Origin of the sequence: Enterobacter cloacae complex sp. SHL009, assembly GCF_049237205.1 — a bacterium.
GTDB lineage: Bacteria > Pseudomonadota > Gammaproteobacteria > Enterobacterales > Enterobacteriaceae > Enterobacter > Enterobacter cloacae_M.
Genome location: NZ_JBMKIW010000011.1, coordinates 54,113 through 69,694, shown reverse-complemented (window position 1 = coordinate 69,694; position 15,582 = coordinate 54,113). Strand labels below are relative to the sequence as shown.

Here is a 15,582-nt window from a genome sequence, read left to right as displayed (position 1 = left end):
GTTGTTACCCGTCATACTTCAGGCTGTAGCGAAACGCGCTACAGTTCCTGTTACTGACGCTTTTTTTCATAAAAGGTTCTTTTAATGGCCAATAATACCACTGGGTTAACGCGTATCATCAAAGCCGCCGGCTATTCATGGAAAGGTTTCCGTGCCGCGTGGATCAACGAAGCTGCCTTTCGCCAGGAGGGCGTCGCCGCAATCATCGCGGTGATTATCGCCTGTTTCCTTGATGTTGATGCTATTACCCGCGTACTTCTTATCGGTTCCGTACTTCTGGTGATGATAGTGGAAATTCTTAATAGCGCTATTGAGGCCGTTGTTGATCGCATTGGTTCAGATTTCCACGAGCTTTCTGGTCGCGCAAAAGACATGGGATCTGCTGCCGTGCTGCTGGCGATTATCACTGCCGTTATCACCTGGGTCACGCTGCTTTGGTCACATTTCCGATGAGCCTCGAGGAATAATTAAGTCCCTGGTTTTTTGTGCAGTTTTTGGTTCCAAAATCGCCTTTGACTGTATATACTCACAGCATAACTGTATATACACCCAGGGGGCGGAATGAAAGCGTTAACGACCAGGCAGCAAGAGGTGTTTGATCTCATCCGGGATCATATCGGCCAGACGGGTATGCCACCCACGCGTGCGGAAATCGCGCAGCGTCTGGGCTTCCGTTCTCCGAATGCTGCTGAAGAGCACCTGAAAGCGCTGGCGCGTAAAGGCGTGATTGAGATTGTTTCAGGCGCGTCACGCGGTATCCGCCTGCTGGTGGAAGAAGAGACGGGCATTCCGCTGATAGGCCGTGTTGCTGCCGGTGAGCCTTTACTGGCACAGCAGCATATTGAAGGCCACTACCAGGTCGATCCTAGCATGTTCAAACCGAGCGCTGATTTCCTGCTGCGCGTCAGCGGTATGTCGATGAAAGACATCGGTATTCTTGACGGCGATCTGCTTGCGGTGCACAAAACGCAGGATGTGCGTAACGGCCAGGTGGTTGTCGCGCGCATTGATGATGAAGTCACCGTCAAGCGTCTGAAAAAACAGGGTAACACCGTTCAGCTACTGCCTGAAAACAACGAGTTCTCCCCGATTGTGGTCGATCTCCGCGAACACAACTTCTCTATCGAAGGACTGGCGGTTGGGGTCATTCGCAACGGCGAATGGCTGTAACCTCTTCCTGACAGGCTATGGCGCCGCTGTAGCCTGCTTCATTCTCGACTCCCGGTATTTTTCATGTCACTGCTGACGGCATCCGATAAGGCATTGTGGCGTCTTGCTCTGCCGATGATTTTCTCCAATATTACCGTTCCCTTGCTGGGTCTGGTCGATACTGCCGTTATTGGCCACCTTGATTCGCCTGTTTATCTTGGCGGCGTGGCGATTGGCGCGACGGCAACCAGCTTCCTGTTTATGCTGCTGCTCTTTTTGCGCATGAGCACCACCGGGCTCACGGCCCAGGCTTATGGTGCAAAAGATCCGCTGCGTCTGGCGCGCGCGCTGGTCCAGCCGCTGATCCTTGCGCTCGGTGCAGGGGCGTTCATCGTTTTATTGCGGGCACCCCTGATCGATCTTGCGCTTCATATTGTTGGCGGCAGCGAGGCGGTACTGGCTCAGGCGCGACGTTTCCTTGAAATCCGCTGGCTCAGCGCGCCCGCCTCGCTGGCAAACCTGGTTCTGCTGGGGTGGCTCCTGGGCGTTCAGTACGCCCGTGCACCAGTGATTTTGCTGGTGGTAGGCAACCTTCTCAACATTGTGCTGGATGTCTGGCTGGTAATGGGCCTGCATATGAACGTGCGGGGCGCGGCGCTGGCAACGGCGATTGCCGAATACGGAACCTTTATTATTGGTCTGTGGATGGTCTGGCGCGTGCTGGCGATGCGCGGCATCTCCCTGGCGCTGCTCAAAACCGCATGGCGCGGCAATATCCGTAGGCTGCTGGCGCTTAATCGTGACATCATGCTGCGCTCGCTGCTGCTTCAGCTCTGCTTCGGCGCGCTGACGGTTTTCGGGGCGCGACTGGGGCCAGAAATCGTTGCGGTCAACGCGGTATTGATGACGCTACTGACCTTTACCGCCTACGCGCTGGACGGTTTTGCCTATGCGGTAGAAGCGCATTCCGGGCAGGCTTACGGCGCGCGCGAAAGCGGGCAGCTGCGGGACGTCTGGCGGGCAGCCTGCCGCCAGTCTGGGCTGGTGGCGCTGGCGTTCGGCCTGGTTTATGCCTGCCTTGGTGAGCAAATCGTCGCGTTGCTTACGTCTATCCCTGCGCTGCGCGAGCTGGCGAGTCACTATCTCATCTGGCAAGTCATCTTACCGGTGATCGGCGTCTGGTGTTATCTGCTGGACGGCATGTTTATTGGTGCGACGCGCGGAGCGGAAATGCGTAACAGCATGGCGGTCGCGGCGGCCGGGTTTGGCCTGACGCTGCTGACGCTTCCCTGGCTGGGTAATCACGGTTTGTGGCTGGCCCTGGCCGTTTTCCTCTCGCTGAGAGGGATATCGCTGGCTTTTATCTGGCACCGCCACTGGCAAAACGATACCTGGTTCCCTTCACGTCACGATATATCGTGATGGTTAAAGATTCCGAATATGAAATCAACTGCCGAATCCTTAACTACAATAATTATCACGTCCAGCAGAAAAGAACGTAACGGACGTTACGACCCGACGCTTAACTAAGAGGACACGATGATGAATAAAGACGAAATCGGCGGCAACTGGAAGCAGTTCAAAGGTAAAGCCAAAGAACAGTGGGGTAAGCTGACTGATGACGATATGACCGTCATTGAAGGTAAACGCGATCAGCTTGTCGGTAAAATTCAGGAACGTTACGGCTACGCGAAAGACCAGGCGGAAAAAGAAGTGGGCGACTGGGAAAAACGCAACGACTACCGCTGGTAACCGGGCTTTACCCGCAAGTACAAGGAAGTACACCCTGAGGGCGGCCATGAGCCGCCTTTTCTTTTGCCGTTAACGCGGTTTTTTCTTCACAAGAATAGAGTGGTCGTGCTGACACGCGTCCTGATGACGACAGGCTTCCACTTCCACGCAGGCAGAGCACAGTCCGTGCGCTTCAATCACGTTATGACGCAGGGCAAAACCCATTTTTGCTGCCAGCGTATGCATAATATCTTCCACACCTTCCGCAGCCTCTTCTTTCACCACGCCGCATCGGTCACAGATAAACATCGCCGATGTGTGGGTAGGCTGATCGAACAGATGGCACAACACATAGCTGTTTGTGGACTCAACTTTATGCACGAATCCTTGTTCCAGCAGGAAATCCAGGGCACGATACACGGTCGGTGGTTTCGCCTGCGGTTCGCTTTCGCGGAGCAGGTCGAGCAGATCGTAGGCGCTGATAGCACCCTGCTGCAGGCTCATCAGACGTAAGACTTCAAGGCGCTGCGGAGTCAGGCGCACATTGCGTTGCGCACATAGCTTTTCGGCCTGCGCTAACAGCTCTTTTGTGGACTTATCCATTTAGCACCCCGGATGTTATAGGACGGAAACCCCCACTTTATCATGTTCTGGTAAAAACGCCGAGATCCGCCAGTCTGTGCTATACCTGACCCATTACAAACCGGGAAATAAACAATGAAAAAACCTGACTGTATTCGGCACTGGCGCGACGTTGAAGGCGCGGATGATTCGACCTACCCAGATAGCGATGAGCGTTTTTCTATCGGCGCCCCGTTGGCTCGCAAGCTTGGGCTCGGGCGCATTGGTATCCATCATGAGCGTTTACCGCCCGGGCGCAGGACGTCCTATCCGCATGCGGAAAGCGATGAAGAAGAGTTCGTTTATGTGCTCGAAGGTCATCCAGAAGCGTGGATTAATGGCTATTTATGGAAACTTGAACCGGGCGACAGCGTGGGGTTTCCTGCCGGAACGGGTATTTGCCATACCTTTATCAACAACACGGACGAAGAGGTGCGGTTACTGGTCGTTGGCGAGGCCAACAAGAAACACAATCGCATCTACTATCCGCTCAACCCGGTGTATGCCGCTACCCGTGAGGATCGCTGGGTAGACCACCCGCCCCAGTTTTTTGGACCGCATGATGGAAAACCTGGGAAAAAATAATTTCCTCTTCTATAAATATTGAGGGCCGTCACAAAATATAACAGGCCGTAAGGAAGTTTTACTTAGGGATAGAAATAGCGGGTCTTTTACTACTTATTCACAGCAATAGTTCGTTCCTGTTTGGGTGATAACAGACAGGGGTTATTTCATAACAGACTATAACGGGCATACTGTGAAAAAATATTTTAAATTTTCGGTGGTGAGTATCGCTGTTTCCTTGTTTATGGCAAATCAGGCGGGAGCAGCCAATACCTGGACAGAATCACGGAGTGACGCAATGGGTGGCACTGGCGTTGCCTCCGGGAGCTATGGTAGCGGGGCGTTAATCAACCCCGCGTTGCTGGCAAAGGCAAAACCGGACGATGATGTGACGGTCATTTTGCCGGCCGTTGGCGTTCAGGTGACGGATGAGGACAATCTTCAGGATGAGATTGATACCATCAACGACAAAATTAATCACTATAAGGATGTGGTTGATAACCTTACGCCAATTCAGGTCATCACCAATCCGTTAGGTTCCATTAATCAATTCCAGGGCGCGGCCAAAGATCTGGCCGATGAGCTGGACTATCTCAAGGGCAAAACCGCACGCGCGACGGCAGGCGCAGGGCTTGCCGTGAGTATTCCTAACGATGTGCTTTCCGTGGCCTTTATGGCGAAAGGGTACGCCCATGGCCGGGTGAGTTCGTCTATCGATCAGCAAGATATTGATTATCTGCGCGGTATTCAACGAAGCAATGTGGTGGCTGCCGGTGTTGCCCTGGACGCTGCGCTGAACGGTACGGATCAGATCACTAAAAATCTCAACTCAACGGCGTCTGGCCGGGCAGCGATTGTGTCCGACTATGGTGTTGCCGTTGCCCGTCAGTTTGACCTCGGCGGCGTCCCGGTTTCCGTGGGCGTGACGCCAAAACTGCAAAAAACCTGGGTCTATAACTACACCACGTCAATCTACGATTACGACAGTAACAAGTGGAACGACAGCCGCTACCGCACGGACGACACGGGCTTCAACGTCGATGCCGGTATTGCGGCTGATTTCGGCGAACACTGGACCGTTGGCGTGAGCGGCCAAAACCTGATGTCGCGCGATATCGACACCAAAGATATCCGTATCCGCAACGGCCGGACGGGAGAAGTGGTGAGCTATAAAGACACCTACCAGATCCGTCCGCTGGTGACCGCCGGTGCCGCCTGGCACAACGACCTGGTGACGCTGACCGCCGATGGCGATCTGACGGAAACCAAAGGCTTCAAGAGCGAAGATACGTCGCAGTACGTGGGGGTCGGTGCCGAGGTTACGCCGCTCAGCTGGCTGGCGGTGCGTGCGGGTTATCGCGCGGACGTGAAGGGTAACGACAGCAATGTCTTTACCGGCGGTGTCGGTTTCGCGCCGTTCAGTACCGTACATGTTGACCTGATGGGTCTGTACGGCGAGGACGAAACCTGGGGTGCCGGGGCTCAGCTGAGCATGACGTTCTAAAGTCCACCGGAGGCGCTGCGCCTCCGGCTTTTCTTTGTGCTATAGTAGCGCCCCTTTTCCACCAGATGCTTAAAACTTCGCCATGTCGTCAGAATTACAGACCGCTTTCACTGCACACCGTTTCTCCATTGCGCCGATGCTCGACTGGACGGACAGACACTGCCGCTATTTCCTGCGCCAGCTCTCCCGCCATACGCTGCTGTACACCGAAATGGTGACCACGGGCGCAATCATTCACGGGAAGGGCGACTATCTGGCCTATAGCGAAGAAGAGCATCCGGTTGCCCTGCAGCTGGGCGGCAGCGATCCGGTCGCGCTGGCGCAGTGCGCGAAGCTGGCGGAAGAACGCGGCTACGACGAGATCAACCTGAACGTTGGCTGCCCGTCCGACCGCGTGCAGAACGGCATGTTTGGCGCCTGTCTGATGGGGAATGCACAGCTGGTAGCGGACTGTATCAAGGCGATGCGCGATGTGGTCTCCATTCCGGTCACGGTCAAAACCCGTATCGGCATTGACGATCAGGACAGCTACGAATTCCTGTGCGACTTCATCAACACGGTATCCGGGAAAGGCGAGTGCGAGATGTTCATCATTCACGCGCGAAAAGCCTGGCTCTCCGGCCTCAGCCCGAAAGAGAACCGTGAGATCCCGCCGCTGGACTATCCGCGCGTGTATCAACTGAAGCGTGACTTCCCGCACCTGACGATGTCCATCAACGGTGGCATCAAGTCGCTGGAAGAGGCCAAAGCGCATCTGGCGCATATGGATGGCGTGATGGTCGGGCGCGAGGCGTATCAGAACCCGGGCATTCTGGCGACGGTCGATCGCGAAATCTTTGGTATCGAAGGCGCGGACACCGATCCGGTTGCGGTCGTGCGTGCGATGTACCCTTACATTGAGCGCGAGTTGAGCAATGGTACCTATCTCGGCCATATCACCCGCCATATGCTTGGTCTGTTCCAGGGGATTCCGGGCGCGCGTCAGTGGCGCCGCTACCTGAGCGAGAATGCGCATAAAGCCGGTGCCGATATTGAGGTGCTGGAACATGCGCTGCGACTGGTGGCAGACAAGCGATAACTTTCGCTAAAAGTTCGTCAAATTCACCACGCCCTGCGAACGTTCGCGGGGCGTTTTGCTTTAATAACAACAGTTTAATACTGGCATGATTCTTGTAATGCTGACTGCATTACTCAGGAACTCGTGGGAGAGCACCATGCTGGAACTACTTTTTGTGATTGGCTTTTTTGTCATGCTGTTAGCGACAGGCGTTTCGCTGCTCGGCATTCTGGCGGCTATCGTGGTGGCGACGGTGGTCATGTTTATTGGCGGACTGTTTGCGCTGACGATCAAACTGTTGCCGTGGCTACTGCTGGCCATTGCGGTCGTGTGGGTGATTCGGGCGATTAAAGCGCCAAAAGTGCCCAGTTATCAGCGCAATAACCGCTTCCGTTACTAAGGTATTGAGGGGTTCGTCACATACTTGTAACTTTTCCGGCGGCATGGCTTAGAACAGAATAGGATTTAGTTATCGAATCTGTCACTATGACTGCCGTTAAAGAATTCATCGAGCTGTACCCTACATACAGCCGAACTAAAAAAAGAAAGGGCTTCCCACGGGAAGCCCAATTTCTTTTTGGGGCTCAGGGAATCAACAAGCTCGACCCCTGCGTCGCCCGGCTCTCCAGCACCTCATGCGCGCGCCGCGCATCGGTCAACGCGAATTTCTGCGCATCTGCCACATCCACTTTGATGACGCCGCTGGCGATCAACGAGAACAGCTCGTTGCTGGCTTCCTCAAGTTCTTCCCGGTTGGTGATGTATCCTTGCAGGGAAGGGCGAGTCACATACAGCGAACCTTTCTGGTTCAGTATGCCGAGGTTAACGCCGGTTACCGCGCCTGACGCATTGCCGAAGCTGACCATCAGACCACGGCGCTGCAGACAGTCCAGCGACGCTTCCCACGTGTCTTTCCCCACCGAGTCATACACCACGCGCACTTTTTTGCCGCTGGTGATCTCCTTCAGCCGCTCAACAATGCTCTCTTCACGGTAGTTAATCACCTGCCAGGCGCCCGCCTGCAGCGCGCGCTGCGCTTTTTGTGCATTTCCGACGGTGCCGATAAGCTTCGCGCCCAGTGCCTTTGCCCACTGACAGGCGATGAGCCCGACGCCACCCGCTGCGGCATGGAACAGGAACTGCTCGTCGGGTTTAATTTCATAGGTTTTGCGCAGCAGGTAGTAAACCGTCAGGCCTTTCAGGAACGAGGCCGCCGCCTGCTCAAAGGAGATGGCGTTAGGCAGCAGGGCGGCTTTATCCGCCGGAACGTTGTGGACGGAGCTGTAAGCGCCCAGCGCAGACTGCGCGTATACCACGCGATCGCCCTCTTTAATATGCTTAACCGCGCTGCCCACTTTAACGACGACACCGGCTGCCTCGGTGCCCAGGCCGCTCGGCATTGACGGCGGCGGGTAGAGACCGCCGCGAATATAGGTGTCGATGTAGTTAATGCCGATGGCTTTGTTTTCAACCTGCACTTCGTTTTCGCCAGGCGCGGTGGGGGTGAACTCCACCGCTTTCAGTACGTCTGGCCCACCGTGTTTCTGGAATTCAATGCGCGTTGCCATGCTCCCTCCGTAAGAAAAATATGGTAATCTTTCGACCCACTCTTTATCTCGGTAACTCCATTCACTATGGCAGGAAACAAACCCTTCAACAAACAGACTGAACCTCGAGAGCGTGATTTCCAGGTCGCAGGGTTAAAGGTCCCGCCGCACTCGATTGAAGCGGAACAGTCGGTGTTGGGCGGTTTAATGCTGGATAACGAGCGCTGGGACGACGTCGCCGAGCGCGTCGTGGCGGAAGATTTCTACACCCGCCCGCACCGCCACATCTTTACTGAAATGGCGCGCCTGCAGGAATCGGGCAGCCCGATCGACCTGATCACGCTCGCGGAATCGCTGGAGCGTCTTGGTCAGCTCGACAGCTGCGGCGGGTTTGCCTATCTGGCGGAACTGTCAAAAAACACGCCTAGTGCGGCGAACATCAGCGCTTATGCCGATATCGTGCGCGAACGTGCCGTCGTCCGCGAGATGATCTCGGTGGCGAATGAGATCGCCGAGGCCGGTTTTGATCCGCAGGGGCGCACCAGCGAAGACCTGCTCGACCTGGCTGAATCCCGCGTCTTTAAAATCGCCGAAAGCCGCGCCAATAAAGACGAAGGCCCAAAAAACATCGCCGATGTCCTCGACGCCACCGTTGCCCGTATTGAACAGCTGTTCCAGCAGCCGCACGACGGTGTGACCGGGGTAAACACCGGCTATGACGATTTGAACAAGAAAACCGCCGGCCTGCAGCCGTCGGATTTGATTATCGTCGCCGCGCGTCCGTCGATGGGTAAAACTACCTTTGCGATGAACCTCGTCGAAAACGCGGCGATGTTGCAGGATAAGCCGGTGCTGATCTTCAGCCTTGAGATGCCCTCCGAGCAGATTATGATGCGTTCTCTGGCGTCGCTGTCGCGCGTAGATCAGACCCGCATTCGTACCGGCCAGCTCGATGATGAAGACTGGGCGCGCATCTCCGGCACCATGGGCATTCTGCTGGAAAAACGTAACATCTATATCGATGACTCGTCCGGCCTGACGCCGACGGAAGTGCGCTCCCGCGCGCGCCGTATCGCCCGTGAACACGGTGGCATCGGCCTCATCATGATCGACTACCTTCAGCTGATGCGCGTCCCGTCGCTTTCCGACAACCGTACGCTTGAAATTGCGGAGATTTCCCGCTCGCTCAAGGCGTTAGCCAAAGAGCTGCACGTACCGGTAGTCGCGCTGTCGCAGCTGAACCGCTCTCTGGAACAACGTGCCGACAAGCGCCCGGTCAACTCTGACCTGCGTGAGTCTGGCTCCATCGAGCAGGATGCCGACTTAATTATGTTTATCTACCGTGATGAGGTTTATCACGAGAACAGCGACCTGAAAGGGATCGCCGAAATTATTATTGGTAAACAACGTAACGGCCCAATCGGGACGGTGCGTCTGACCTTTAACGGACAGTGGTCGCGTTTCGACAACTATGCCGGTCCTCAATATGATGATGAGTAATTTCTAAGGAATTCAAATGCAAGCGGCAACTGTTGTTATTAACCGCCGCGCTCTGCGACACAACCTGCAACGTCTGCGTGAACTGGCGCCTGCCAGCAAGCTCGTTGCAGTCGTGAAAGCGAACGCTTACGGACACGGTCTTCTTGAGACCGCGCGAACGCTCCCCGATGCCGACGCCTTTGGCGTCGCCCGTCTTGAAGAAGCCCTCCGCCTGCGCGCGGGCGGTATTACTCAACCCATACTGCTCCTCGAAGGCTTTTTCGAAGCCAGCGATCTGCCGACCATTGCTGACCAGCATCTGCACACGGCGGTACATAATGAAGAACAGCTAACCGCACTCGAAACCGCCGAACTGAGCGAGCCGGTGAACGTCTGGATGAAGCTCGACACGGGCATGCACCGTCTTGGCGTGCGTCCGGAAAGCGCGGAAGCGTTTTATCAGCGTTTATGCCGGTGCAAAAACGTGCGTCAGCCGGTGAATATCGTCAGCCACTTCGCCCGTGCCGATGAGCCCGAGTGCGGTGCGACCGAGCGGCAGCTGGATATCTTTAACACCTTCTGCGAAGGCAAGCCGGGGATGCGCTCGATTGCGGCATCCGGCGGGATTCTGCTGTGGCCGCAGTCGCATTTCGACTGGGCGCGACCAGGCATTATTCTCTACGGCGTGTCGCCGCTGGAGAACAAACCCTGGGGGCCGGACTTTGGCTTCCAGCCGGTCATGTCGCTGGTCTCTAACCTGATTGCCGTGCGTGACCATAAAGCAGGTGAGCCTGTGGGCTACGGCGGTACCTGGACCAGCGAGCGTGATACCCGTCTCGGCGTGGTGGCGATGGGTTATGGTGACGGCTATCCGCGCGCCGCGCCTTCGGCCACGCCAGTTCTGGTCAACGGTCGCGAGGTGAAGATTGTTGGCCGCGTGGCGATGGACATGATTTGTGTCGATCTCGGGCCTGAAGCCCAGGATAAGCCCGGCGACGATGTCGTGATGTGGGGGGAAGGTTTGCCCGTTGAACGCATTGCTGAAATTACGAAAGTGAGTGCTTACGAACTTATCACGCGCCTGACGTCAAGGGTGGCGATGAAGTACGTCGACTAACATTTCATTCCAGGGAAGGATAATGTCCCCTTCAGAAATCGCGGCTTGTCTGGCCTATGCGCTCTCCGTCTGGCTGGCCGCCAGAAATAACATCCATACGTGGTGGATTGGCATCATAGGCAGCGGGCTTTATGCCTGGGTCTTTTATTCTGTGCAGCTTTATGCTGACGTTACGCTTCAATTCTTCTTCATTGTTACGAGCATAACCGGCTGGTTGCACTGGCTTAAAGGCAACCATGGAGAGGTATTGCCTGTTCGTCGTACCAAACCGGGGCATTTCTTGATGCTCCTGGCCTGTGCCGTGAGCGTGGCGGCGGTGTATGGACTGATATTGCATCTCTATACGAATGCCTGGGCTCCCTGGCTGGATTCCATCATTTTGACATTCAGCGTTCTTGCTCAGTTTATGCTGATGGGACGACGTCTGGAAAACTGGTACGTCTGGATTGCCGTTAACACGCTGGCGGTACCGCTGTATGCGATGAGGGACCTGCATCTGACCGCCGGGTTATATTTGCTATTTTGGTTTAATGCATGGCATGGACTGTATCAGTGGCGTAAGGAGATCCGCGCGCAATGAAGCGTTATGCCAGCGGCCTGGTTGTGGGCAAATTTGCACCTTTGCATTCAGGGCATGAAGCGCTTATCAATGCGGCTCTTGAGCAGTGCGAGACGGTCTGTATCATCAGCTATTCGTCGCCGGAAATACGCGGTTACGAACCTGAAAAGCGGCTTAACTGGTTAACAACGCGCTTCCCGCAATGTCGCCACCTCGTGCTTTCGCCGCAAGTGTTGGCTTCATATGGCCTTGCGCCACATCCACCGAATGACGCTGATGACGATCTTCACCGGCATTATGTTGCAACGCTATGTGAGGACATTTTGCATTGTCAGCCAGAGGCGGTATTTACTGCCGAAGACTATGGAGACGGGTTTGCTAGTGTGTTGAGCCAACGTTTCGGACGACCGGTTGCGCACGTTCGTCTCCAGCGTCCACTGGGACCTGATGCCCCTTCGGGAACGCGCATACGTTCTGATGTTCATCGTTATCGTAAGATGATGTCCCCAGAGGTGTACCGAAGCTTTGTTTTTCGTATCTGCTTATTAGGTGGAGAATCGACGGGCAAAAGCACGCTAGCAAAGGCACTGGCGCAGACGCTAAACGTTCCGTACGTTGCAGAGTATGGTCGTGAACACTGGGAAGCGAAGAACGGCATCCTGGAGCTGGAGGATTTGCTGCATATTGCCCGCGAGCAAGTGCGCCGGGAAGCATTAGCCTGCACGGCGCCTTATCTGGTCTGTGATACGTCACCTTTAACGACCCTGTTTTACACACTCGATCAGTTTGGCAGCGCGCCGCAGGCGTTAAAGGAGTTAGCTGAACGAGACTATGCACTGGTCGTACTTTGCGGAGATGAATTTCCGTTTGTACAGGATGGCACCCGGCAGGGCGAGGCGTTTCGCCACAGACAGCAGGTATGGTATGAAGCAGAGCTATCGGCACGAAATATTCCTTTTCTGCGCGTGCAGGGCTCACTGCCTGAGCGAATCGATCAAATTTGCCGATATATCCAGGGGCTGGCCTGATATCGCTCTCGACCTTCTCCTACTTCCGGTTTATTGTTGAAATCCCTGCCTCATCGAATTCCGGAGAACCATCGCGTGTTTCAGAAAGTTGACGCCTATGCCGGCGACCCTATCCTCTCCTTAATGGAGCGTTTCAAAGAAGATCCTCGCAGCGACAAAGTGAACCTCAGCATCGGTCTGTATTACAACGAGGATGGCATCATTCCTCAGTTAAAAGCCGTTGCCGAAGCCGAAGCGCGTCTGAATGCTGTTCCACACGGTGCTTCTCTTTATCTGCCGATGGAAGGGTTAAACGCCTACCGCAACACCATCGCTCCGCTGTTATTCGGTGCCGATCACGCGGTGCTCGCGCAAAAACGCGTGGCGACCATCCAGACGCTGGGCGGCTCGGGTGCGCTGAAAGTGGGTGCAGACTTCCTGAAAAAATACTTCCCGGATTCAGGCGTGTGGGTCAGTGACCCGACGTGGGAAAACCACGTTGCGATCTTCGAGGGCGCAGGTTTCAGCGTGGCGACCTATCCGTGGTTCGACAGCGAAACGAACGGCGTGCGCGTCGAAGCACTGCTGGAAAAACTGAACACCCTGCCGGCGCGCAGCATTGTGCTGCTGCATCCATGCTGCCATAACCCGACCGGGGCGGATCTCACCAACGCCCAGTGGGATGCGGTGATTGAGGTACTGAAGGCCCGCGACCTGATTCCGTTCCTCGACATTGCCTACCAGGGCTTTGGCGCGGGCATGGAAGAAGATGCTTACGCCATCCGCGCCGTGGCCAGCGCAGGTCTGCCAGCGCTGGTAAGTAACTCCTTCTCTAAAATCTTCTCCCTGTACGGTGAACGCGTTGGCGGTCTGTCCGTGGTCTGTGAAGACGCCGAAGCGGCGGGTCGCGTCCTCGGCCAGCTGAAAGCGACGGTACGCCGTATCTACTCCAGCCCGCCAAACTTTGGTGCGCAGGTGGTGGCGACGGTTCTCGGTGACGAGCAGCTGAAAGCGTCCTGGCTTGGCGAAGTGGAAGCGATGCGTAAGCGCATCCTGTCTATGCGTCAGGAACTGGTTAACGTCCTGAAAGAGGCGGTGCCGGGACATAACTTCGACTATCTGCTCAAGCAGCGCGGGATGTTCAGCTATACCGGACTGAGCGCGGCGCAGGTCGATCGCCTGCGCGAAGAGTTCGGCGTTTATCTCATTGCCAGCGGCCGTATGTGCGTGGCGGGTCTGAATTCCAGCAACGTTCATCGCGTGGCGCAGGCGTTTGCCGCTGTAATGTAAGTACTCACTATTCATTTCCCCCTCTCCCTGTGGGAGAGGGTTGGGGTGAGGACATCAGGTCGTACAAGAATCTTGCCCGGTGGCGCTTCGCTTACCGGGCCTACGGGCTGGGTGTTCTCCCTCTCCCTGTGGGAGAGGGCTGGGGTGAGGGCATCAGGCCGCAGAAAATCTTGCCCGGTGGCGGCTGCGCCTTACCGGGCCTACATCACTCATCCACTCTTTGTGATCATCTTCTTTTTATTCCGCTTCATAAGCAAAAACTCCTTCCCTTCACCTCCCGCTGGGGTTATGGTCGGATAGTTTTTTGACCATCTACTCAAATTAAAACGATAACAAACTGAATATTCAGGGGAAAATATGCGCAAGATCACACTGGCGCTCAGCGCCGCCTGCTTATTGTTCTCGCTTAATAGCGCCGTCGTCGCGCGAGCTTCTGCCCCGACGCCGCTTTACACCGGCACCACCGCCGCCATTCTCGCCGAGCAGGCACCCATTCACTGGGTTTCCGTGGCCCAAATCGAAAACAGCCTGATCGGCCGCCCGCCAATGGCCGTGGGTTTTGACATTGACGATACAGTGCTGTTCTCAAGCCCCGGCTTCTGGCGCGGGAAGAAAACGTATTCACCCGACAGCGAAGCGTATCTGAAGAACCCGGAATTCTGGGAAAAAATGAATAACGGTTGGGACGAATTCAGCATCCCGAAAGAGGTTGCCCGTGCGCTTATTGCTATGCACGTGAAGCGCGGTGACAGCATCTACTTTGTCACCGGCCGCAGTCAGACCAAAACCGAAACCGTCTCTAAAACGCTGCAGGATGATTTCCAGATCCCGGCAACCAGCATGAATCCGGTCATTTTTGCCGGTGACAAAGAAGGGCAAAACACCAAAACCCAGTGGCTGGAAAAGAAAAATATCAAAGTATTCTACGGCGATTCGGATAACGACATCACCGCCGCGCATGACGTGGGAGCCAGAGGGATCAGGGTGTTGCGCGCCTCTAACTCGACCTATCGACCGCTTCCGATGGCCGGAAAGTTTGGCGAAGAGGTGATCGTCAATTCGGAGTATTAAGTACATGGCAGCGGGTTTGACTCTTTTTTAATCAAATCTCGCTGCTGCGGGTTTTACCTTTCGTCTTCTTGCTGCACACTTAGAAAGATTCATCTTTCATCACGGAGCAGCACATGTGGTATCAACAGACCCTGACCTTAAGCGCTAAACCACGCGGATTTCACCTGGTGACGGATGAAGTCATCGGTCAACTCCGCGACCTGTCGCGGGTGAAAACGGGTTTGCTGCATCTGCTGCTTCAGCACACGTCCGCCTCTCTCACGCTTAATGAAAATTGCGATCCCACCGTCCGGTCCGACATGGAGCACCATTTTCTGAAGAGCGTCCCGGACAACGCGCCTTACGAGCATGACTATGAGGGGGCGGACGATATGCCTTCGCATATTAAATCCTCCCTGCTGGGCGTATCGTTGATGCTGCCGGTTCACAACGGGCGGTTGCTGTTGGGAACGTGGCAGGGGATCTGGCTGGGAGAGCATCGCATTCACGGTGGTTCGCGTAAAATTATCGCCACGCTACAAGGGGAATAAAGATGACAATTTCGGAGATACTTCAGTACTGCATGAGCAAGCCCGGCGCGGAGCAGAGCGTTCATAGCGACTGGAAAGCCACGCAGATTAAAGTGGGAGATGTCCTGTTTGCGATGGTGAAAGAGGTGGAAGGCCGTCCGGCGGCGTCGCTGAAAACCAGCCCTGAACTGGCGGATTTGCTACGTCAACAGCATGATGACGTGAGGCCGAGCAAGCACCTCAATAAGGCGCACTGGAGCACCGTCTATCTGGATGGATCGATTCCAGGCTCACAGATCTACTACCTGGTGGATGCGTCCTATCAGCAGGCGGTTGAGCTGCTGCCGGAAACCACCCGACAGCAACTCTCCGTGTGA

Annotated in this window: 18 protein-coding genes; 16 read left to right on the top strand and 2 right to left on the bottom strand. The window is 55.4% G+C overall.

All coding sequences use genetic code 11. The features are described from left to right. Positions 1 to 84: 84 nt before the first annotated feature. From ACOTZC_RS20465 to ACOTZC_RS20450, 4 genes are all read left to right on the top strand, one after another. On the top strand, positions 85 to 453 hold the full coding sequence (locus ACOTZC_RS20465) for a diacylglycerol kinase (RefSeq protein ID WP_023334158.1): 369 nt from the start codon (positions 85 to 87) through the stop codon (positions 451 to 453). A gap of 108 nt (positions 454 to 561) precedes the next feature. Beyond that, entirely contained in the window at positions 562 to 1,170 is a 609-nt protein-coding gene (lexA, locus tag ACOTZC_RS20460; protein ID WP_126304281.1) for a transcriptional repressor LexA, read from the top strand. A 63-nt stretch (positions 1,171 to 1,233) separates the two neighbouring features. Continuing rightward, positions 1,234 to 2,571 (top strand): MATE family efflux transporter DinF, encoded by a 1,338-nt coding sequence (gene dinF, locus ACOTZC_RS20455; protein WP_045402492.1) that lies wholly within the window; start codon positions 1,234 to 1,236, stop codon positions 2,569 to 2,571. A 120-nt stretch (positions 2,572 to 2,691) separates the two neighbouring features. Next, entirely contained in the window at positions 2,692 to 2,901 is a 210-nt protein-coding gene (locus ACOTZC_RS20450) for a CsbD family protein (RefSeq protein ID WP_014830284.1), read from the top strand. A 69-nt stretch (positions 2,902 to 2,970) separates the two neighbouring features. On the opposite strand, the gene zur is transcribed toward ACOTZC_RS20450, so the two are convergent. Beyond that, positions 2,971 to 3,483 (bottom strand): zinc uptake transcriptional repressor Zur, encoded by a 513-nt coding sequence (zur, locus tag ACOTZC_RS20445; protein WP_008503369.1) that lies wholly within the window; start codon positions 3,481 to 3,483, stop codon positions 2,971 to 2,973. Between the two features lie 114 nt (positions 3,484 to 3,597). Here zur and ACOTZC_RS20440 point away from each other — a divergent pair, with 114 nt between their 5' ends. The 4 genes from ACOTZC_RS20440 (at position 3,598) to pspG (ending at position 7,026) form a co-directional block, all read left to right on the top strand. Continuing rightward, positions 3,598 to 4,086 carry a cupin domain-containing protein gene (locus ACOTZC_RS20440; protein WP_023310041.1) on the top strand — a complete coding sequence of 163 codons (489 nt, stop codon included), beginning with the start codon at positions 3,598 to 3,600 and terminating at the stop codon, positions 4,084 to 4,086. Between the two features lie 223 nt (positions 4,087 to 4,309). Then, positions 4,310 to 5,569 carry a conjugal transfer protein TraF gene (locus ACOTZC_RS20435; protein WP_126304323.1) on the top strand — a complete coding sequence of 420 codons (1,260 nt, stop codon included), beginning with the start codon at positions 4,310 to 4,312 and terminating at the stop codon, positions 5,567 to 5,569. An 82-nt stretch (positions 5,570 to 5,651) separates the two neighbouring features. Next, a complete protein-coding gene (gene dusA, locus ACOTZC_RS20430; RefSeq protein WP_045620061.1) occupies positions 5,652 to 6,647 on the top strand; it encodes a tRNA dihydrouridine(20/20a) synthase DusA in 996 nt (331 codons plus the stop codon). Between the two features lie 136 nt (positions 6,648 to 6,783). After that, positions 6,784 to 7,026 carry an envelope stress response protein PspG gene (gene pspG, locus ACOTZC_RS20425; RefSeq protein WP_023310044.1) on the top strand — a complete coding sequence of 81 codons (243 nt, stop codon included), beginning with the start codon at positions 6,784 to 6,786 and terminating at the stop codon, positions 7,024 to 7,026. 184 nt (positions 7,027 to 7,210) lie between these two features. On the opposite strand, the gene ACOTZC_RS20420 is transcribed toward pspG, so the two are convergent. After that, positions 7,211 to 8,194, bottom strand: a complete 984-nt coding sequence (locus ACOTZC_RS20420) for a quinone oxidoreductase (protein ID WP_047173674.1) — start codon at positions 8,192 to 8,194, stop codon at positions 7,211 to 7,213. Between the two features lie 66 nt (positions 8,195 to 8,260). Here ACOTZC_RS20420 and dnaB point away from each other — a divergent pair, with 66 nt between their 5' ends. The 8 genes from dnaB (at position 8,261) to ACOTZC_RS20380 (ending at position 15,582) form a co-directional block, all read left to right on the top strand. Next, positions 8,261 to 9,673 (top strand): replicative DNA helicase, encoded by a 1,413-nt coding sequence (gene dnaB, locus ACOTZC_RS20415; protein WP_023310046.1) that lies wholly within the window; start codon positions 8,261 to 8,263, stop codon positions 9,671 to 9,673. A 16-nt stretch (positions 9,674 to 9,689) separates the two neighbouring features. Next, complete coding sequence (alr, locus tag ACOTZC_RS20410) at positions 9,690 to 10,769, top strand: alanine racemase (protein WP_421635978.1); 1,080 nt, start codon at positions 9,690 to 9,692, stop codon at positions 10,767 to 10,769. 22 nt (positions 10,770 to 10,791) lie between these two features. Further along, a complete protein-coding gene (gene pnuC / locus ACOTZC_RS20405; RefSeq protein WP_045402482.1) occupies positions 10,792 to 11,349 on the top strand; it encodes a nicotinamide riboside transporter PnuC in 558 nt (185 codons plus the stop codon). Continuing rightward, positions 11,346 to 12,356: an AAA family ATPase gene (locus ACOTZC_RS20400; RefSeq protein WP_126304287.1), complete on the top strand. Its 1,011-nt coding sequence runs from the start codon at positions 11,346 to 11,348 to the stop codon at positions 12,354 to 12,356. The genes pnuC and ACOTZC_RS20400 overlap by 4 nt, the downstream gene beginning before the upstream one ends. A 75-nt stretch (positions 12,357 to 12,431) precedes the next feature. Then, positions 12,432 to 13,625, top strand: coding sequence for an aromatic amino acid transaminase (gene tyrB, locus ACOTZC_RS20395; RefSeq protein WP_126304289.1), 1,194 nt, complete (start codon positions 12,432 to 12,434; stop codon positions 13,623 to 13,625). Positions 13,626 to 13,982: 357 nt separating this feature from the next. Further along, positions 13,983 to 14,696, top strand: coding sequence for an acid phosphatase AphA (gene aphA / locus ACOTZC_RS20390; protein ID WP_045355260.1), 714 nt, complete (start codon positions 13,983 to 13,985; stop codon positions 14,694 to 14,696). A gap of 113 nt (positions 14,697 to 14,809) precedes the next feature. Further along, positions 14,810 to 15,226, top strand: coding sequence for a secondary thiamine-phosphate synthase enzyme YjbQ (locus tag ACOTZC_RS20385; RefSeq protein ID WP_023310052.1), 417 nt, complete (start codon positions 14,810 to 14,812; stop codon positions 15,224 to 15,226). 2 nt (positions 15,227 to 15,228) lie between these two features. Beyond that, complete coding sequence (locus ACOTZC_RS20380) at positions 15,229 to 15,582, top strand: MmcQ/YjbR family DNA-binding protein (protein ID WP_023310053.1); 354 nt, start codon at positions 15,229 to 15,231, stop codon at positions 15,580 to 15,582.